Origin of the sequence: Streptomyces africanus (assembly GCF_030816955.1) — a bacterium.
Classification (GTDB): domain Bacteria; phylum Actinomycetota; class Actinomycetes; order Streptomycetales; family Streptomycetaceae; genus Streptomyces; species Streptomyces africanus.
Window position 1 is genome coordinate 7726108 of sequence record NZ_JAUSYP010000001.1, and the last position, 19360, is coordinate 7745467.

Consider the following 19360-nt stretch of genomic DNA (forward strand, 5'->3'; position numbering starts at 1 on the left):
CGGCCAGGACCGATGGACGCCCCACAAGCGCGTGCTGAGAGAGCGAGAGGCACATGATCAGGACGTTCCGTATCCACGAAGAGAACGCGGCCCAGGAGTTCGGCATGGCCTGCCAGCGCCTGGTGCCCTGGGCCGGACAGGACGAGGAGCCGCCCTTCGGCGCCATGGCCTGCTTCCTGCCCGCCGGAGACAGATCCGCACCCGACTGCCACGACCAGGACGAGGTGATGATCACCTTAGGCGGCCGTGGCACCGTCGACGTCGGCGAGGAGAGCGCCCCCATCGGCGCCGGCACGGTGCTGGTCATTCCCCGCAACCAGGCCCACACCGTGCACAACGCCGGTGACACCGACCTCAGCTGGGTCTCCTTCTACTGGCCCCTGCACGAGCCGAAGAGCGGGGACGAGGCATGAGCGCGCCGACCCCGACCTGGATCACCGCGACCCCGCCGACGCCCAACGGCGAACTGCACGTGGGCCACCTGGCGGGCCCCTACCTCGCCGCCGACGTGCTGCGCCGCTTCACCCTGGCCGAGGACGAGCGCGTCCTGATGACCAGTGGCCTCGACGACCACCAGAGCTACGTCGCCGTGCGCGGAGAACTCGACGGACACACCGGCGAGGAGGTCGCCGACCTCAACGGCGAGCGCATCACCCGCGGCTGGCAGCTCGCCGGAGCCGGCTTCGACCGGCTGATCGCGCCGCGCCGCGACCAGGGATACGCCGAGTTCGTCCAGGCGTTCTTCCAGAAGCTGTACGACAACGGCGTCCTGGTGCCCCGTACCCGACCGCTCCCGTACTGCGTGCCCTGTGACCGCTGGCTCTACGAGGCGTACGTCTCCGGTGGCTGCCCGCACTGCGGCAGCGGCTCCAACGGCAACGCCTGCGAGCCGTGCGGGCGGCCCAACGACTGCGGCGACCTCGTCGATCCGCACTGCGTCGTGTGCGGCGCGGCAGCCGAACTGCGCCCCCAGACCCGCCTCTACCTGCCGCTCGCGCCCTTCGCCGACCGCCTGGCCCGTTTCTGGCGGGACACGCTCATGCCGCCGCACCTGCGCGGGCTGTGCGAGCGGATGCTCGGGGACGGCATGCCGGAGATCGCGGTCAGTCACCCCTCCGACTGGGGCGTCCCGGTGACCTTGCCCGGCTTCGAGGACCAGCGGATCTTCGTCTGGTTCGAGATGGCTCCGGGCTACCTCCTGCAGTGCGACCCCGACTCCGCCCGGCCCACCTCCGGACCCGTCCAGTTCTTCGGCTTCGACAACGGCTACTTCCACGCCGTCCTCTTCCCGGCGCTCTTCATGGCCTGGGACCCGGAGATGCCGCTGGCCAGGGCCTTCGTCGTCAACGAGTTCTACCGGCTGGAGGGAAAGAAGTTCTCCACGAGCCGCCGGCACGCGGTGTGGGCGCTGGAGGCGCTGAAGGAGGGCGGCGCCGACGCCCTGCGCTTCCACGCGCTGCGTGACCGGCCCAACGGCCGCCAGACCAACTTCAGCCGCGGCGACCTCGCCCGGTCTCGCGAGCACCTGGACACCGCGTGGAACGGCTGGCTGAACCGCCTGGTCGAGGCCGTGCGCGCGGAGACGGGCGGCGTCGTCCCCGGCGAGCAACCGGCGGGGGACGGCTGGGAGTTGCTCAAGGCGCGACTCACCCGCCTCTGCGGCGAGCTGCGCGAGGCGTACTCCGTCGAGGGCTTCGACACCCGCCGCGCGGTCGCCCTCCTCGACGAAGCCGTGTCCTGCGGGGCCGACTTCGGGCATGTCCACCGCCACGAGCGGGAACGCCCCGCGGGCCGCGCCGCGTACCGGGCGGCGCTCAGCGGCGAACTCGCCGTGGCATCGGCGCTGGCCGCCTGGGCGGCCCCGGTCGTCCCCGTGGGCGCCGCCCGGCTCAGCGAGGCACTGGGGTGGGAGCCCGCGCGGCGCGTGGACGCGGCGGCACTGACCCCGCCCCCGGCGGGTACGGTGCTCACGCTGCCGGACGGCCCGCTCTTCGGGAGCTGACGGCCGATGAGCGCACGGGAAGCGACGCGACGCCCCCGGGTGGCGGTGGTGGGGCCCTTCAGCGGGCCGCGCGCCGCCTGGGGCGAGCTCCTGAGCAGCGCGGTCGACGCGGTGCGCCGGGCCCCGGTCGAGTGGCGGTTCTTCGACGACCAGGGTGACGCGGAGCAGGGCGACGTCAGGGCGCGTGAGGTCGTCGCCGACGGCGGGTTCGCCGCGGTCGTCGGCCACTTCAACAGCCTCGGTGCCCGCGGCGCTCTGCCGGTCTACCAGGAGCACCGGCTGCCGGTGCTGCTGCCGCTCGCCACGGCGCCAGGCCTGCTCGACGGGTCCGACGGCCTCGCGCTCAGGTTGTGCTCCGACGACGCCGGGCAGGCCGCGGCCGTGGTGGCGGCCTGCCGCGAGCAGGGGCAAGAGCACCTGGACGTGGTGCACGACGGTACCGGCTACGGGCTGCGGCTGGCCGGACTCCTGCGGGAGGCCGCCGAACCGGAGCTGTCGGTGGGCGTCCACGCGCAGTGGCCGGCGACCCCGGCGACGGCGGTCGCGCTGTGCGGTGTCCACCACGGGGCGGCCGCGCTGCTGCGGAACCGGACGACGCCGGCTCCCGGGCAGTGGGTCGTCGCGACCGACGACTGCGACATACCCGAGTTCGCCGAGCTCGCCGGGGCCGCCGTCGAGGGCGTGCGGGTGGCGCGGCTGGCCGGCGGACCCGCGGCACGGGTCGTGGCGGCCTGCGCGGCGCTGGCCGGAGCTCTCGGCAAGCATCCGGAGCGCCGTGCCGAGCGGCTGGCGGAGACCGTGCGGGGCGAACTGGCCTGGGCGCTGGACGCGCGGGGCGAGCCGGTGAAGGGCTCACCCCGCGCCGGCTGGGAGGTGCTGCCCGTCGCCGTCCCGCCCCCACCTCAGGGCCCCTTCGACGTGGCAGTGGTCGGCGGAGGCGTGGTCGGCCGGGCGACGGCGGCCGAAGTCGCCGAGCGGGGGCGGTCGGTGATGTTGCTGGACGGCGGAGGAGACGCCGCCAGCACGGTGTCCGGGGCACTGGTGCGAGCCTATGAGGCCGACGCCGCCGAGCGGGCCCGGGCGATCAGATCCTTCCGGCTGCTGTGGGGCAGCGAGGAGCGGGCGGCCGCTCATGGCTTCCGCAGGACCGGCGCGTTGGTCCTGTTCGGGCCCGGGGGCAGGACCGCCGCGACGGAAGGGGCGGCCGAACTGGTCGCCGCGGGCCTGGCCGCCGAGGTCCTGGACATCGACGACGTCACCCGCCGCTGGCCCCTGATCGAGGGCGAGGGCCTGGAGGGCGCGGTCTGGGAGCCGGGCGGCGGGTACGCCGTGGCGGCCGTGGCGCTGGCCGCGATGACGGACCGGGCACGCCGGGCCGGAGCGCACATCGTGGACGGCCACGCGGTGCGGACGCTGGCGTGCGACGCCGGGTCCGGAGTCGTGCTGGACGGTCGGCTGCACGCGGAGGCGGTGGTGCTGGCGGCGGGCTGCGGCACACCGGAACTGCTCGGTGAACACTGGCCGGCCGGGCACACCGCCCGCACCAAACGGATCCAGTACGCGATCTTCGAGCGGCCGTCCGGCACGGAGGGCGAACCCTTCCCCGTGCTGGTCGACCTGACCACCGGGATGTGGGCACGGCCCGACGGCCTGGACGCGGTGCTGGCCGGATTTCCGGTCGAGGAGTGGAACGTGCCGCCCACCGCCGACACCGCCCTGACGTCAGCTCAGATCGGCCTGCTCCGGGAACGGGTGGGTCCGCGGCTGCCGTTCCTGACCGCGGCGAGGGCGCTCACCGGCGTGCGCGGCCGGGATCTGTTCGTCAGTCCGGCGGCTCTGCTGGGACCCGTCCCCGGCCTTGCGCGCACCGTCGTGGCGGCGGGCTGGTCGGGCTCCGGTTTCAAGTCGGCTCCGGCGGGCGGGGGAGGCGGCGGCCGAGACGGTGACCGGGTTGGCGACCGGTGCCGACCGGACCCGGGGAGCCATGGCCCAGGCCGACACGGTCAGTGACGAACAGGGAGAGGCGACCAGGTGTGCCGGGGACGCTGAAACGCTGTCGGCGGGCTGACCGCGGGCGGACGACCGGCGGGTGAAAGGCAGACGGCGAGGGCCGGGGGCGCACAAGCCCCCGGCCCTCGCCGTCTCCCCATGACTACTTCTGACCAGGTCAGATCGAACTCTTACTCTTCACGGAAGCCTTGAGCCGAGGACTTATCGGTCTGTCGTACGAGACCTCATACCAGAGCAGGACGCTCACCGTATGAGTTTGTCAACTGCCCACCGCACATGATGCGCTGGTGACTACTGTCAGTGGCCGTCGGGAAACAGGGCGGATCAGGGAGCGGGGGCCGGCACGTGCAGGCGCAAGGCGGACGGCGGAGTCGACGCGAAGGGGATCCCCGCTGCCCGCGCACGACCGACGCGGGCGAGTCCCGCCGGGTGGCCCAGGGCGCGCTGACGCGGCCACGTGAGCCCGGCCGTACCACCGCAAGCCCCCCTGGCACCCAGGACCGACGGACCAGTACGAGGACACCGATGTCTCACCTCCGCCCCCCGGGCGCACGCGCAGACCGCCGTGAGGGCGGGCGGCACGGGCGGCCGGCCGCCCGCACCGCACCCGCGCTGCACGAGACCCACATACGGCCCCAGCTGCTGCGTCTCGCCGTGCTGCCGCCCATCGCCGTCGCCCTCAGCGGCTGTGCCGCCGTCCTCTTCACCGTCCGGTCCACCGGGGCGCGGCCGGGGCCGACGCTGTGGGCCGTGCTCGCCGGGGCGGTCTCGGTGACCCTCGTCGGCATCGTCGTCGCCGCGGTGGCCGCCAACCGGGCCGCCCGGTCCGTGAACGACCGCATCGCCGTCCTGCGCCGCACCACCGCGCGGCGCGAGGCCGACCTGCGCACCCTGGTCGAGGCGCTGCGCCGCGGCGACGGGCCGCCGCAGCCCGGCCCGCAGAGCAAGCCGCGTGGCGGCCCCGCCGAGGGCGCCGACGACTTCGAACTCCTCGCCGCCGACCTCACCCGAGCGCACGACGGCGCCGTCACGGCCGTCGTCCAGGCCTCGCAGCTCTCCAGCCAGGCGGGCAGCGAGCAGAAGCTCGAGGTGTTCGTCAACCTCGCCCGGCGCCTGCAGTCGCTCGTGCACCGCGAGATTTCCATCCTCGACGAGCTGGAGAACGAGATGGAGGACCCCGACCTGCTCAAGGGGCTCTTCCACGTCGACCACCTCGCCACCCGCATCCGCCGCCACGCCGAGAACCTCGCCGTGCTCGGCGGGGCCGTCTCCCGCCGTCAGTGGAGCAACCCGGTCTGCATGACCGAGGTGCTGCGCTCCGCCATCGCCGAGGTCGAGCAGTACTCGCGGGTCAAGCTCGTGCCGCCGATCGACGGCACCCTGCGCGGACACGCCGTGGCCGACGTCATCCACCTGCTGGCCGAACTCGTCGAGAACGCCACGGTGTTCTCCGCCCCGCACACCCAGGTGCTGCTGCGCGCCAACCTCGTCACCTCCGGGCTCGCCGTCGAGGTCGAGGACCGCGGACTGGGCATGCCCCTGGAGGAGCAGACGCGGATGAACGCCCTGCTCGCCGACCCGGACCAGGTGAACGTCGCCCGGCTCCTCGCGGACGGCCGCATCGGGTTGTTCGTCGTCTCGCAGCTGGCCCGGCGGCACGGCATCACCGTCCGCCTCCAGAGCAACATCTACGGCGGAGTGCAGGCGGTGCTCGTCGTGCCGCAGGCGCTGCTGGGGGCGGAGGCGGGCGCGCCCGGGGGCACCGGGCAGACCGAGGGCGGGGCGGGCGGTACGGATCGTCCGGCCGTACCGCTGCGGCAGACCCGGCAGCAAGGACAGGCCGGGCAGCACGGTTCCCGAGCCGAGGGGGCCGATGGGGCTGTGTCAGGGGCCTCGGCGGTCTACGGGCTCGCCTCCGGGTCGGGTGCCGCGTCCCAGGCGTTGCCGTCGGTTCCGCAGACCGCGGGCACCGCATCCCGGGCGCACCAGCAGGAGGCCGAACGGGCCTTGGGCACAAGCCCGCAGAGCGGCCGGCCCGCGCCCCTGCCCGTGCGCGGGACCCATCGGGAGCGGCCCAACCCGGCCGAGGCGAGGCCCGGGATCAGCCCCGACGACCGGCGCGTCCTCGCCGAGAACGTGACCACACCGCCCACCCCGCGCAACGGCACGGTGCGGGGCACCATGGGCAAGCCCCAGCTGCCCCGCCGCCGTGCCCAGGAACACATCGCCCCCCAGCTGCGCGACGGTCCCACGCCGCGCCAGGACCCCGAGCTCCTCGTCGGTCACGATCCCGGCCTGATGGCGGCCTTCCAGCGGGGCATCGGCCTCGCCGAGGCCCAACAGCACATGGAGGCCGGGACCATGGAGTGGGGCGACAAGGCCCCGTCGACGCACATGGAGCCGTCGACCCCCATGGACCCGCCGACGCACACCGAGCCGGCACACGTGACCCACCAGGACCCGGTTCCCCGGAACCCGATCCCCATGGAGCCGGTGCACACCGAGTCCCGACCCGCCGTGGACGCGGCCCGCACAACCGAGGCGCGCGGCGCCCGGGACGGTGCGACCGCGTCCCGCCCCGACCACACCACCACCCGGCACGACGGGAGCGCACCCGCCGGATGACCACCCCCGTTTCCACCTCCACCCCCAGCGCTCCCGCAGACCTTCGTACCCCAAGGAGTCGATCCACCATGGCGAGCGATGCGCCGACCGCCCATGTATCCGATCTCGACTGGCTGATGAGCGGCCTCGTGCAGCGCGTACCGCACACGAGCGCCGCGGTGCTCCTGTCCTGCGACGGGCTCGTGAAGTCCGTGCACGGCCTCGACCCGGACAGTGCCGACCACATGGCCGCCCTGGCCTCCGGCCTGTACTCCCTCGGCCGCAGCGCCGGCGTCCGCTTCGGCGACGGCGGCGACGTCCGGCAGGTCGTGGTCGAACTCGCCTCGACCCTGCTGTTCGTCACCACCGCCGGCTCCGGCACCTGCCTGGCCGTCCTCGCCGGCCGCGAGGCCGACGCGGCCGTCCTCGGCTACGAGATGGCGATGCTGGTCAAGAGCGTCCGCCCGTACCTGGTCACCGCTCCCCGCCAGCAGTCCGTCGAATCCCCGGCGATGAGGCCTTGAGGGTGGCGGCGGCCGGTGACGGGCCCTGGCTCGACGACGCGGCCGGGCGGCTGGTGCGCCCGTTCACGGTCAGCAACGGCCGCACCCGTCCCACCGTCGCGCTCGACCTGATGTCGCAGGTGATGGCCACCGGGGCGACCCCCCTCGGCTACCTCGGCCCCGAGCACGCACAGGCACTCGAGCGGTGCAGTGTGCCTGTCGCTGTCGCGGAGGTCGCCGCCCATCTGAAGCTGCCGGTGGCCGTCACCAAGGTGCTGCTGGCGGACCTCGTCGACTGCGGGGCGCTGACCACCAAGCCCCCCGCGTTCCACCACAACCCGACGGACCGGGCCCTTCTGGAGGCAGTGCTCGATGGACTACGACGACAGCTCTGACTACGCCGGCGATTCCGGCCACGGCGGCGACCCGTTCCCCACCGCTCTCAAGATCCTGGTGGCGGGCGGGTTCGGCGTGGGCAAGACGACCTTCGTCGGCGCGGTCAGCGAGATCGCGCCGCTCAGCACGGAGGAACTGCTCACCACCGTCAGTGCCGCGACCGACAACCTCGACGGCATCGAGAACAAGGTCGAGACGACCGTGGCCATGGACTTCGGCCGCATCACGCTCGACCCGAAACACGTGCTGTACCTGTTCGGCACACCCGGACAGGAACGGTTCTGGTTCATGTGGGACGAGTTGTGCGAGGGCGCACTCGGGGCGGTCATCCTCGCCGACACCCGCCGCCTCCAGGAGTGTTTCGCGGCCGTCGACTTCTTCGAACAACGCGGCCTCGGCTTCATCATCGCCGTCAACGAGTTCGACGGCGCCTACCGTTACGACCCGGAGGAGGTGCGCGCGGCCCTCGACCTGTCCGAGGAGATCCCCGTCGTGTGCTGTGACGCCCGGATCTCCAGCTCCGGGGTCCAGACCCTGCTGACCCTCGTGCGCCACCTCATCGCCCATGCGCCCGCCCCCGCGACGGGGTATGGCGCCCACATGTGAACGCCACCAGTGATCCCCACATGTCATCCCCCAACGCCCGTCAGGGAGCTCGAATATGACGCATGCCCACAGTCCGGGAGGACGCCCATGAGCTACGACCCGCCGCGTCCGGCCGGTCGTCTGCTGCTCACACCCGAGGACAAGGAGGCCCCCGCCCGCGCCGGCCGACTGCGCCTGCTGGGTCTGGGGGAGCGTCCCGAACCCGCACTGGATGCCTTCGCGCACGGCCTCGCCGAGCTCACCGGGGCGCCGTACGCCATGGTCAACTTCCCGGACGAGCGGGGCCAGTTCTATGCGGGCCTGTACGTTCCGGCCGTCGCGCCGGTGGTGCGGAGCGACGGCACCAGTCCACGAGTGGGCCGTACTCTTCCCCGCGACCATGGCTTCTGCCCCCATGTGGTGGCGCGACGCAAGGCCCTGGTCCTGGAGGACGTCCACGACTATCCGCGGTTCGCGGGCAATCCGGTGGTCGACGAGTTCGGTATCCGTTCCTATCTGGGAGCACCGCTCATCGACGGTACGGGCCTGGTGCTGGGCACGGTCAGCGTCGCCGACGTCGGGCCCCGGCCGTGGGGGAAGCCGGGCCTGACGGCCATCAAGGAACACGCCGCGCAGCTCGTCGCGCAGCTGGAGGGCCGGGACGGCACGCTGCCCTACTGACGTGCCCCGTGTTTCCGCAGCGCACGCGGGGGGCGTGAAGGAAAGCTGAGGCGGCGCTTAAGAAAACCTCGATGGACCGGTACGGCCGGCGTACGGCAGATTGCTGGGCGATCCCACTCCTCTCCCGGCCCAGGGGCTCCTTCGGCGTGCCCGGAGCCGGAACTCACCCCCAGGAGCCGTAGCGGTGAAGGCGCTGGTCAAACAGAAGGCGGAGCCCGGGCTGTGGCTCGCGGACGTCCCGGAGCCCGCCGTCGGACCGGGCGACGTACTGATCAAGGTGCTGCGCACCGGTATCTGCGGCACCGACCTGCACATCAGGGCCTGGGACGGCTGGGCGCGGCAGGCGATCCGTACCCCGCTCGTGGTCGGGCACGAGTTCGTCGGCGAGGTCGTCGAGACCGGGCGGGACGTCACCGACATCGCCGTCGGCGACCGGGTGAGCGGCGAGGGCCACCTGGTGTGCGGCAAGTGCCGCAACTGCCAGGCCGGCCGCCGCCATCTGTGCCGGGCCACCATAGGGCTGGGCGTGGGCCGCGACGGGGCGTTCGCCGAGTACGTCGTCCTGCCCGCCGCCAACGTCTGGGTGCACCGGGTGCCCGTCGACCTCGACGTGGCCGCGATCTTCGACCCGTTCGGCAACGCCGTGCACACCGCGCTGTCCTTCCCGCTCGTCGGCGAGGACGTACTGATCACCGGTGCGGGCCCGATCGGGCTGATGGCCGCCGCCGTGGCCCGGCACGCGGGAGCCCGCAACATCATGATCACCGACGTCAGCGAGGAGCGGCTGGACCTGGCCCGCAAGATCGGGGTCAGCCTCGCGCTCAATGTCGCGGACGCCACCATCGCCGACGGGCAGCGCACGCTCGGCCTGCGCGAGGGCTTCGACGTCGGCCTGGAGATGTCCGGCCGCCCCGAGGCCATGCGGGACATGATCGCCAACATGACGCACGGCGGCCGGATCGCGATGCTCGGCCTGCCCGCGCAGGAGTTCCCCGTCGACTGGGCCCGGATCGTCACCTCGATGATCACGATCAAGGGCATCTACGGCCGCGAGATGTTCGAGACCTGGTACGCGATGTCCGTGCTGCTGGAAGGCGGCCTCGACCTCGCGCCCGTGATCACCGGCCGGTACGGCTACCGCGACTTCGAGGCGGCGTTCGCCGACGCGGCGAGCGGCCGCGGCGGCAAGGTCATCCTCGACTGGACCGCGTAACTCCCCCTCACCGCAAGCACTTCAGGAGCCCTCATGTTCGACTCCGTGCGCGACGACCTGCGCGCCACCCTCGACGAGATCCGCGCCGCCGGCCTGCACAAGCCCGAGCGCGTGATCGGCAGCCCGCAGTCCGCGACCGTCAGCGTCACCGCCGGCGGCCGCCCCGGCGGGGTCCTCAACTTCTGCGCCAACAACTACCTCGGCCTCGCCGATCACCCCGAGGTCGTCGCCGCCGCCCACGAGGCCCTGGACCGCTGGGGCTACGGCATGGCCTCCGTCCGCTTCATCTGCGGCACGCAGGAGGTGCACAAGGAGCTGGAGGCGCGGCTGTCGGCGTTCCTCGGGCAGGAGGACACGATCCTGTACTCCTCCTGCTTCGACGCCAACGGCGGCGTGTTCGAGACGCTGCTCGGCCCGGAGGACGCGGTCATCTCCGACGCCCTCAACCACGCGTCGATCATCGACGGCATCCGGCTGTCCAAGGCCCGCCGCCTCCGCTACGCCAACCGCGACCTCGCCGAGCTGGAGGCCCGCCTGAAGGAGGCCTCCGACGCGCGCCGCCGCCTGATCGTCACCGACGGCGTCTTCTCCATGGACGGCTACGTGGCACCGCTGCGCGAGATCTGCGACCTCGCCGACCGTTACGACGCGATGGTCATGGTCGACGACTCGCACGCCGTCGGCTTCGTCGGTCCCGGCGGCCGCGGCACGCCCGAGCTGCACGGCGTCATGGACCGCGTCGACATCATCACCGGCACCCTCGGCAAGGCCCTGGGCGGCGCCTCGGGCGGCTATGTCGCCGCCCGCGCCGAGATCGTCGCGCTGCTGCGTCAGCGCTCCCGGCCGTACCTCTTCTCGAACACGCTCGCCCCGGTGATCGCGGCGGCCTCCCTGAAGGTGCTCGACCTGCTGGAGTCGGCGGACGACCTGCGCGTCCGGCTCGCCGAGAACACGGCGCTCTTCCGCGGCCGGATGACCGAGGAGGGCTTCGACGTCCTCCCCGGTGACCACCCCATCGCCCCCGTGATGATCGGTGACGCGGCGGTCGCCGGGCGCATGGCGGAGCTGCTGCTGGAGCGCGGCGTGTACGTGATCGGCTTCTCGTACCCGGTGGTCCCGCAGGACCAGGCCCGGATCCGCGTCCAGCTGTCGGCCGCGCACTCCACCAAGGACGTGAACCGGGCGGTGGACGCCTTCGTGGCGGCCCGGGCGGAGCTGGACGGCTGAGAACCGCCGCCGACCTGAGAGAATCGATCGCATGATCGAAGCGCGGCGGCTCCACATCCTCCGTGCGGTGGCCGACCACCGTACGGTGACGGCGGCTGCCGCCGCGCTGTACCTGACCCCGTCGGCCGTGTCCCAGCAGCTCGCCGCACTGGAGCAGGAGACCGGGCACCGGCTCGTCGAGCGCGGCGCCAAGGGCGTACGCCTCACCCCCGCCGGCGAGATCCTGCTCAGCCACACCAACGCGGTCCTCGCCCAACTGGAGCGAGCGGAGGCCGAGTTGGCCGCCTACAGCTCGGGCGCGGCCGGCACCGTCACGGTCGCCTCCTTCGCGACCGGCATCGCGCTGGTCGTCGCACCCGCGGTGGCCCGCCTCACCGAGTCGGCGCCCGGTATCCGCATCCGCGTCCAGGACGCCGAGGGCGACGCCAGTCTGCCGATGGTGCTGGACCGGCAGGTCGATGTCGCCGTCGCCGTCGAATACCGGGGCGCCCCGGCCGCCGACGACCCGCGGCTGACCCACGTACCGCTGTACGCCGAGCCCTTCGACGCGGTCGTCCCGGTCGCCCACCGCCTGGCCGGGGCGGCGGAGATCCCGCTCGCCGAACTGGCCAAGGATGCGTGGATCGGCCCGTACCCCGGCAACCCGTGCCACGACGTGGTGGTCCTGGCCTGCGAGAACGCCGGCTTCCAGCCCCGCATGGAGCACTCCTCGGACGACTTCCGCGCGGTCGTCGCCCTCGCCTCCGCCGACGCGGGCGTCGCCCTCGTGCCGCGCTCGGCGCTGCGCGGCATGGACCTCGCCGGGGTGGTCGTCCGCCCCGTCGACGGCACGGCGCCCACCCGGCGGGTCTTCGCCGCGGTACGCCGGGGAGCCGAGGAGCATCCCCTGATCCGCCCGGTGCTGGACGCGCTCGCCGCGGCTGCTCCCGTGTGAGGACCCGTTGACCGGTCGTCTCGCATCCGGGATATCATCTCAGATATGAGAAGTGACGACACGGGCGCGATCGACACCCGGCTGGGCGCCCGCCTGGCCGAGCTGCGGACCGAACATGGCTACTCCCTGGGCGAGTTGGCTGACCGCAGCGGAGTGAGCCGGTCCACGCTGTCCCGGGCCGAGCGGGCGGAGATCAGTCCCACGGCCTCCCTCCTGAACCGTCTGTGCGCCGTCTACGGGCGGACCATGTCCCAGCTGCTCAGCGAGGTCGAGGCCGAGCCTGCGCCCGTACTGCGGGCCGCCGACCAGCCCGTCTGGCAGGACCAGGCCTCCGGCTTCGTACGGCGGTCCGTGTCGCCGCCGCACCCCGCCCTGCGCGGCGAACTCGTCGAGGCACGCCTCTCGCCCGGGGCCGACATCGCCTACGACCGTCCGCCCGTCACCGGCCTGGAGCAGCACATCTGGGTCCTGGAAGGAGCCCTCGACGTGACCGAGCAGGGCACCGCACACCACCTCGGCCCCGGTGACTGCCTGCGCATGCGCGTGTGGGGCCCGACCCGGTTCCGGTGCGCCGCTGACGAGGGCGTCCGGTATCTGCTGGCGGTGGTGCGGCCGTGATCGTCGAGCGCCTGGACGCGGCCAGACTCGCCGGGGACAAGGCCGGGTTGGCGGATCTGCTGGCCGACACCGTGAACGGCGGTGCCTCGGTCGGCTTCCTCGCCCCGCTCGACCGGGCGGAGGCGCTCGCCTGGTGGGAGGAACGGGCGGGCGACGTGGCAGCGGGACGGCTCGCCGTGTGGGCGGCGTACGAGGGGGGCCGGGTGCTGGGCACCGTGAGCCTGGCCTTCCCCGGCAAGCCGAACAGCCGTCACCGCGCCGAGCTCGTCAAGCTCATGGTGCACCGGGACGCCCGCGGCCGTGGCCTCGGACGCGGGCTCCTGGCCACGGCCGAGGGCGCCGCCGCCGAGGCCGGCGTCACGCTCCTGCACCTGGACACCGAGACCGGCAGCCCCGCCGAGCAGCTGTACCGGTCCGCCGGCTGGACGGCGATCGGCGCGATCCCCGACTACGCGGCGAGCCCCGACGGGCGGCTCCGGCCGACGACGATCTACTACAAGCACGTACCGGCAACCGCTCTCACCAGGTGATTGTCAGTGGCAGTCGATACCGTGCCTGCCATGCCGGATGCCGAAGACGTACGACGTATCGCCCTGTCCCTGCCGGACACGACGGAGAAGATCGCCTGGAGCATGCCCACGTTCCGGGTCGCGGGAAAGATGTTCGCCACGCTGCCGGAGGACGAGACGTCCATCGCCGTGCGCTGCCCCAAGGAGGAGCGGGACGAACTGGTGCTCGCCGAGCCGGGGAAGTTCTGGATCGCCGGCCACGAGGCGCAGTTCGCCTGGGTGCGGGTCCGGCTCGCCGCGCTGGAGGACGAGGGCGAACTGCGGGACGTCCTGGCCGACTCCTGGCGCCAGGCGGCCCCCACCCGGCTCCTGGAGGCACATCCCCGGCTGGGCCTCCCGGCGGCGGACTGAGAGAGGGTGGGCCCCGGAAACGGATGCGCGATCACCGGCGCGAGTGCGGTATTGTTTCCCTGCGCGTTCGGCCGAGGGAAACCCCCAGGTCAGACGGGCAACGGGACGTGGCGCAGCTTGGTAGCGCACTTGACTGGGGGTCAAGGGGTCGCAGGTTCAAATCCTGTCGTCCCGACAGAGTGTCTGGGGTGTCACCCCGGTTCAGGGCCTTGTTCCACTTCGGTGGGACGGGGCCCTTCGTCATTTCGGAGCCGTATCCCTCTCCGCTTGCTCTCCCTCACTGGTGGGGTGAGTCGGGCGGCGATCATTGGCGGCGATTCTGGTGACCATCGCGGCGAGCTGTCCGCACGCCAGCGTGATCTCCCTCTCGGCCTGGGCGCGTTCACTGACGGCCGCTCCGACCAGGAGGGCGGTCAGCGAGGCGGAACCGTTGAACGCCTGCAGGGTGATCATGTTGGTGAGCAGATCGTGCCCGGTGAACGGACCCGTCTTCTGGCCGGCCGCGATGATCGCGAAGGTCGACACGGCGAGGGCGCAGGGCGCGGCCCCGGCCAACTGGAAGCGGAAGGCCGCCCAGATCAGCAGCGGGAAACCGAGGAACAGCAGAGGCGTGCTGCTGGTCTCGACGAAACCGACGCAGACCGTGACGGCCAGGAGGAAGACCCCCTCCACCCATCGGGACAGCGGAGCGCCCCGGGGCAGGCGGGCCGAGCGGAGCACCAGCAGGACCGGAGTCACCACCAGGACACCCATCGCGTCGCCGGTCCACCAGACCGACCACGTCGGCCAGAAGTCGCCCAGGTCCAGCACACCGGTGAGGATCAGCGTCCCACTGCCCAGCGTGGCGCTGACCAGCATGCCGGTGAAGGCGCCGAGGAAGATCAGTGCGAGGGCGTCCCGCAGACGGTCCATCTCCCTGCGGAACCCGGTACGGCGGAGCAAGGCGTACGAGCACAGAGGTGCGAGCGTGTTGCCCGACGCGATCACGAGTACGGCCAGGAGCGAGGGCCCCAGCGAGATGTTCACCAGGAACGCGCCGAGAGCGATCCCGGGCCAGACCCGCGGGCCGCGGAGGAGCAGGCCGGCCAGCGCGATACCGCTCGGCGGCCACAAGGGGGTGACCTGGCCACGTACCAGCTGCTGGAGCAGTCCGATCTCGGCCGAGCCGTAGTACAGCGCGGCGACGACGCAGATTTCCAGGGCGGCCGAGCCAACGCGCCGGGGCCAGGCATGCCGTGCGACAGTCATCGGGGACCTCCGCATCGACATCCTTCCGGACCATCATCCGCCGGATCCGCCGAAACCTCCACGCGATCGTTGAGCCGGGTGTTCTGCCCGGGCGGGCGGGATGCGCAGGGCGAGGACGGCCATGTCGTCATGACCGTCGCTCGGGTGCTGATCGGCCAGTGCCCGCACCAGCTCGTCCAAGGGCAGAGCCGCATGGACGGTGGCGAGATCGGCGAGCTCCTTCATGCTCTCGTCGATGCAGTGGGCAGGATGTTCGATCAGCCCGTCGGTGAAGAAGACCAGTGTGGCCCCCGGGGAGAGGAATCGCGAGTGGTCGGGGCGGGGTTCCTGGAGGTCGACCCCGAGCGGCAGCCCGGGTTCGGCGGAAAGATATTCCGCTCGTCCTTCAGGGGTGAGCAGCAGAGGTGGGACGTGGCCCGCGGTGCTCCAGTGAATGCGCCAGCCCGGCCCCTCCGGTTCGATGCGGGCCAGGGCGGTGGTCGTGACGGGGTTGGTCGTGATGGCCTGGAGCGTGCGGTCGAGCCGGGCGAGGACCGCACCGGGCGTACTGCCCCGTTCGAACAGCAGAGCGCGCAGCATGTTGCGCGTCGAGGCCATGGCGGCCGCGGCTTCCAGGTCGTGACCGACCACGTCACCGATGACGACCGCCACGACGTCGCCGGGCAGGGGAATCGCGTCGTACCAGTCCCCTCCGAGTCTGCTGGGCTCGGCGGCAGGCCGGTAGACGGCGGCGGCGGTGAAGGGCCGCAGGTCGGGCAGCGCGGGCAGGAGCAGCCGCTGGAACTGCTCGGCTCCGAGACGAACCTGTTCGAACAGGCGGACGTTCTCGATCGCGATGCCGGCGGCGCTGGCCAGGGCCGTGACGACGTTCTGGTCGTGGATGTCGAAGGGCTGTCCGTCGCGCCGCTCGGCGAGGTACAGGTCGCCGTAGATCGCGCCGCGGACGCTGATGGCGACCCCGAGCAACGTACGCATGTGCGGATGACGGGGCGGGAAGCCGGCCGAGGAGCGATGGGCAGGGATGTCGTCGATCCGCAGGGGCTCGGGGTGGCTGATGAGATGACCGAGGACACCCAGTCCGCGAGGCAGATCGGTATCGTCCAGCTCGGCGCGTTCCTGCTCGGAAAGCCCGGCCGTGATGAAGTCCTCCAAGTGCTCCCCCGACTCGTTGAGCACGCCCAGTGCCCCGTAGCGGGCGCCGACCAGCTCCATGGCGGTGGTCACGATGCGGCGCAGCACAGCGGTCAGTTCCACCTCCCGAGTGATGGCCACCACCGCGTCCAGCAGGCCCTGCATCCGGTCCATGGCATCCAGCAGGGCGCGCAGCTGCTCGTCGATCCGGCTCAGCTCGCTCCGCAGGCGCAGGTGCAGATCGGGCAGCTGCGGCTGCCTCGGGTGCTGCTCTTGCCGCTCTCCTGCCATCGCGAGCGCCTCTTGCCCGGTCTCGGGTCACCTTCGGGGGGCAACTGTCGCGGAATCCACCCCGACGGGGCGCCGGCCGGCGGATGTCGCCACAACAGGCCTTCTCACCTGGTACAGCTTAGTGCCGGGCCGCGTCGGAGCCATCCGACGCGGCCCCGCCATGATCACGCCGGCCGGGCCTACCGCCGCCTCGGTGACGGGAAAAGGCGGGTCAGCCGCCCCCGTCCAGGTCGTCGCGGCGGCGCAGTACCTCCAGCTCGTGACCGCGCAGTCCCATCTCGTACAGCTTCCCGCGCGCGTTCTCGAAGGGCCGGTGGAGGATCATCATCAGGCGGCCGTCGAAGGTGTGGAACAGCATGCCGTGGCCGCTGTCGTCGCGGACCAGCGGCCGGTGCTGCCGCCACGGGCCCTGGAGGTCCCCGGACCTCGACACGGCGTAGGTCTGCACATAGCCGCCGCTGACCGTGCCGTCAGGACCGGCCGTGTTCTTCTCGTACGTCGACCACAGCATCAGCAGGGACCCGTCGGGGGTGCGGTACAGCTGAGGACCGTCGGTGATGTACGGCGGCAGCTGGTGCGGTACGCCCGCGGGGATCTGCTCGGCGGTCCAGGGCGCGTCCGAGCCCTTGAAGAGGTACACCGGGTCGCCGACCGTCCGGGACAGGTCGGGAGTCAGCCGGACCGCCTCCATCGTTCCGTCGATCGTCTGGAGCCACTCGTGCGCGTACACCATCCAGGGCTGCCCGGACGGGTCGACGTACAGCGTGCCGTCGAGGGTCATGAGGTGCTCGGGCGGGACCGGGCGGGCCGGGTCGAGCACGGTGAACGGGCCCAGCAGCGAGTCGGAGACCGCCGTGATCGTGCCCCGCACATGGGTCGGGGTCCGGAACGGGACACCCCACTGGTTGGGCGGCGGGACCGGGAGCGGCCGGTCCTCGTCGTGCAGTGTGGTGAAGAGGTAGTACCTGCCGTCCCAGGCGTGCACCTCCGGGGCCCATGCGCCGTCCGCCGCCCAGATGCCCTCCTGCTCGGCGGTCAGGAACACCACGACGGGGCGCGTCCAGTCGCGCAGGTCGTGACTGCGGTAGACCATCGTGCCGGTGCCGTCCACGCCCGATACGGAGGGGTCGTTGGACGTGTAGAGGTGGTAGGTGCGCGTCGATTCGTCGGCGACGACGAACGGGTCGTGCAGCGGCATGTCGGGAAGCCGCATCAGCTCACCCCTCGGTAATGGCCCGCACCCGTCAGATCACGCAGCCCGCATGGGCCAGCGCCTGCTTGAGCAGCACCCCGTGACCGCCCGGCATCTCGCTCTGCACCGCCTCCGAGACGGCCTCCTGCGGGCTGAACCACACCAGGTCGAGGGCGTCCTGCCGGGGCCGGCAGTCACCCGTCACCGGCACGATGTAGGCCAGGGACACCGCGTGCTGGCGGGGGTCGTGGTACGGCGTGATGCCCTGCGTCGGGAAGTACTCCGCGACCGTGAACGGCTGGAGCGACGTCGGGACCCGGGGCAGCGCGACCGGGCCGAGGTCCTTCTCCAGATGGCGCAGCAGGGCGTCGCGGACGCGTTCGTGGTGCAGCACCCGGCCGGACACCAGCGTCCGGCTGACCGTCCCGTCGGGTCCCATGCGCAGCAGCACCCCGACACTGGTGACTTCGCCGCTGTCGTCGACCCGGACCGGGACCGCATCGACGTACAGGATCGGCATGCGGGCGCGCGTCATCTCCAGTTCGTCGGAGGACAGCCAGCCGGGCGTGGTTTCGGTCATGTCAGACATCGCTTGATCATACTTTCAGCCGTTCGGACTTCCTGGGTAGCCGCTCGGGAGGAACTGTGACCGGCCACACGCCGTTCAGCCGCCTCCCGGGAGGTCGTCCGGGAGCCCGTAGACCCGGCGGGCGTTGTCCCGCCCGGCCCACCGGGCGATCCGCAGCGCGTCCGGCGGGGACAGCTCGTCGGCGTCCACCCGCTCCTGGAGCAGTTCCGCCAGGCCCTGCCGGAAGGCGAGCGCCCCGAGGTGGAAGAACTCCGGCACACCGTACGCGTCGGAGCTGTACAGCAGCTTGCGGAACGGTGTGATCTCCAGAGCCTCCGCCAGGACGGCAGCGGCCCGGGCCGGGCCGACGTGGTGGAGGGTGAGGCCCACGTCGAGATGCACCTGCTCGAAGACCGCCGCGAGGTAGGCGGCCTGCCGCTGGTAGGGCCAGCAGTGCAGCAGCAGGACCGGGATCGTCCCGGCGGTCAGGTGCAGCCAGTCCGTGAGGAGGGCCGGGTCGGCCCGGTGCAGCCGGATGTCGTTGTCGCCGAACCCGGTGTGCAGCTGCAGCGGCAGGCCGAGGTCGACGGCGGTCCACAGCAGGTGCCGCACCAGGACCGGATCGTCCAGACGGCCGCCGCGGGCCGTCCAGCGCCGGGCGGCGCCGGTGACCTCCGCGTCCGAGGGGCGGGCCGGGTCCAGGCCGAAGCCGGTGCGGTAGGCCGCCACCGACTTCACCGCCACCACGCCGGGTCGCCGAACGGCGTCCAGCGCCGCCGCGCGGAAGGCGTCCGCGTAGGCGTCCGGCTCGACCCCCGCGGCCCGCACCGACTCGGCGACGCTCTCCAGCCGCACGACCTCGTACGCGGACCCGCCCGCGGCCTCGGCGACGTCACCCGGGGTGGTGAGCCGCTCGGCGGCGATACCGGTGTCGACGCAGAAGACGTCCGTGCCCGAGGCGCTCAGGAAGCGCCGCTGCACCTCGCGCCAGCCGAGCTCCGAGCGCCGGGCCAGGTACTGCTCGACGGGGGCGTGCCGCGGCAGGTCCAGCAGGGGAGCGCAGTGGCGGCGCACGGCCACGCCCACGGGACTGTCGAAGGGCGAGACGCCCGGCCACGCGTCACCCTCCGTGAGGAGCGGCTCGAAGGCCTCCCGGCCGAGATCGGCGGCCACCGTGCCGTGGCAGTGGTGGTCGACCAGGCGCAGCGCGTCGAGCGCTTCGCGGACCGCGCCCACG

At 72.4% G+C, this 19360-nt stretch carries 19 protein-coding genes and 1 tRNA gene; 15 read left to right on the forward strand and 5 right to left on the reverse strand.

Translation table 11 applies throughout. The features are described from left to right. Positions 1-53 precede the first annotated feature (53 nt). The 15 genes from QF034_RS35445 to QF034_RS35515 all read left to right on the forward strand — a co-directional run bounded on the left by QF034_RS35445 (position 54) and on the right by QF034_RS35515 (position 13868). Entirely contained in the window at positions 54-413 is a 360-nt protein-coding gene (locus tag QF034_RS35445) for a cupin domain-containing protein (protein ID WP_307178757.1), read from the forward strand. Then, positions 410-2002 carry a class I tRNA ligase family protein gene (locus QF034_RS35450; RefSeq protein ID WP_307178758.1) on the forward strand — a complete coding sequence of 531 codons (1593 nt, stop codon included), beginning with the start codon at positions 410-412 and terminating at the stop codon, positions 2000-2002. The genes QF034_RS35445 and QF034_RS35450 overlap by 4 nt, the downstream gene beginning before the upstream one ends. Positions 2003-2008: 6 nt before the next feature. Then, positions 2009-4012: an FAD-dependent oxidoreductase gene (locus tag QF034_RS35455; protein ID WP_307178759.1), complete on the forward strand. Its 2004-nt coding sequence runs from the start codon at positions 2009-2011 to the stop codon at positions 4010-4012. A gap of 525 nt (positions 4013-4537) precedes the next feature. Continuing rightward, a complete protein-coding gene (locus QF034_RS35460; protein WP_307178760.1) occupies positions 4538-6637 on the forward strand; it encodes a sensor histidine kinase in 2100 nt (699 codons plus the stop codon). 68 nt (positions 6638-6705) lie between these two features. Next, a complete protein-coding gene (locus QF034_RS35465) occupies positions 6706-7140 on the forward strand; it encodes a roadblock/LC7 domain-containing protein (protein WP_086564018.1) in 435 nt (144 codons plus the stop codon). A gap of 2 nt (positions 7141-7142) precedes the next feature. Continuing rightward, a complete protein-coding gene (locus QF034_RS35470; protein ID WP_010044672.1) occupies positions 7143-7514 on the forward strand; it encodes a DUF742 domain-containing protein in 372 nt (123 codons plus the stop codon). Next, entirely contained in the window at positions 7492-8121 is a 630-nt protein-coding gene (locus QF034_RS35475) for a GTP-binding protein (RefSeq protein ID WP_307178761.1), read from the forward strand. The genes QF034_RS35470 and QF034_RS35475 overlap by 23 nt, the downstream gene beginning before the upstream one ends. Before the next feature lie 87 nt (positions 8122-8208). Continuing rightward, positions 8209-8781 carry a GAF domain-containing protein gene (locus tag QF034_RS35480; RefSeq protein ID WP_307178762.1) on the forward strand — a complete coding sequence of 191 codons (573 nt, stop codon included), beginning with the start codon at positions 8209-8211 and terminating at the stop codon, positions 8779-8781. Between the two features lie 184 nt (positions 8782-8965). After that, on the forward strand, positions 8966-9994 hold the full coding sequence (tdh, locus tag QF034_RS35485) for an L-threonine 3-dehydrogenase (protein WP_307178763.1): 1029 nt from the start codon (positions 8966-8968) through the stop codon (positions 9992-9994). 33 nt (positions 9995-10027) lie between these two features. After that, the gene (locus QF034_RS35490) at positions 10028-11221 is read left to right on the forward strand and encodes a glycine C-acetyltransferase (RefSeq protein WP_307178764.1); all 1194 of its coding nucleotides are present in this window, start codon (positions 10028-10030) and stop codon (positions 11219-11221) included. Positions 11222-11252: 31 nt separating this feature from the next. Then, positions 11253-12155 carry a LysR family transcriptional regulator gene (locus QF034_RS35495; protein WP_307178765.1) on the forward strand — a complete coding sequence of 301 codons (903 nt, stop codon included), beginning with the start codon at positions 11253-11255 and terminating at the stop codon, positions 12153-12155. A gap of 45 nt (positions 12156-12200) precedes the next feature. Further along, positions 12201-12773, forward strand: coding sequence for a helix-turn-helix domain-containing protein (locus tag QF034_RS35500; protein WP_307178766.1), 573 nt, complete (start codon positions 12201-12203; stop codon positions 12771-12773). After that, on the forward strand, positions 12770-13303 hold the full coding sequence (locus QF034_RS35505) for a GNAT family N-acetyltransferase (protein WP_307178767.1): 534 nt from the start codon (positions 12770-12772) through the stop codon (positions 13301-13303). The genes QF034_RS35500 and QF034_RS35505 overlap by 4 nt, the downstream gene beginning before the upstream one ends. Positions 13304-13333: 30 nt before the next feature. After that, positions 13334-13693, forward strand: coding sequence for an MmcQ/YjbR family DNA-binding protein (locus QF034_RS35510; RefSeq protein ID WP_307178768.1), 360 nt, complete (start codon positions 13334-13336; stop codon positions 13691-13693). 101 nt (positions 13694-13794) lie between these two features. Further along, positions 13795-13868 (forward strand) — tRNA-Pro (locus QF034_RS35515). 65 nt (positions 13869-13933) lie between these two features. On the opposite strand, the gene QF034_RS35520 is transcribed toward QF034_RS35515, so the two are convergent. The 5 genes from QF034_RS35520 to QF034_RS35540 form a co-directional block, all read right to left on the reverse strand. Then, positions 13934-14941 (reverse strand): MASE1 domain-containing protein, encoded by a 1008-nt coding sequence (locus QF034_RS35520; RefSeq protein WP_307178769.1) that lies wholly within the window; start codon positions 14939-14941, stop codon positions 13934-13936. 33 nt (positions 14942-14974) lie between these two features. Beyond that, positions 14975-16363, reverse strand: coding sequence for a PP2C family protein-serine/threonine phosphatase (locus tag QF034_RS35525; protein WP_307178770.1), 1389 nt, complete (start codon positions 16361-16363; stop codon positions 14975-14977). 211 nt (positions 16364-16574) lie between these two features. Further along, on the reverse strand, positions 16575-17576 hold the full coding sequence (locus QF034_RS35530) for a glycoside hydrolase family 43 protein (RefSeq protein ID WP_307178771.1): 1002 nt from the start codon (positions 17574-17576) through the stop codon (positions 16575-16577). Positions 17577-17607: 31 nt separating this feature from the next. Continuing rightward, the gene (locus QF034_RS35535) at positions 17608-18135 is read right to left on the reverse strand and encodes an NUDIX hydrolase family protein (RefSeq protein ID WP_167409651.1); all 528 of its coding nucleotides are present in this window, start codon (positions 18133-18135) and stop codon (positions 17608-17610) included. Between the two features lie 84 nt (positions 18136-18219). After that, entirely contained in the window at positions 18220-19359 is a 1140-nt protein-coding gene (locus tag QF034_RS35540) for an amidohydrolase family protein (protein WP_307178772.1), read from the reverse strand. Between the last annotated feature and the right edge of the window lies 1 nt (position 19360).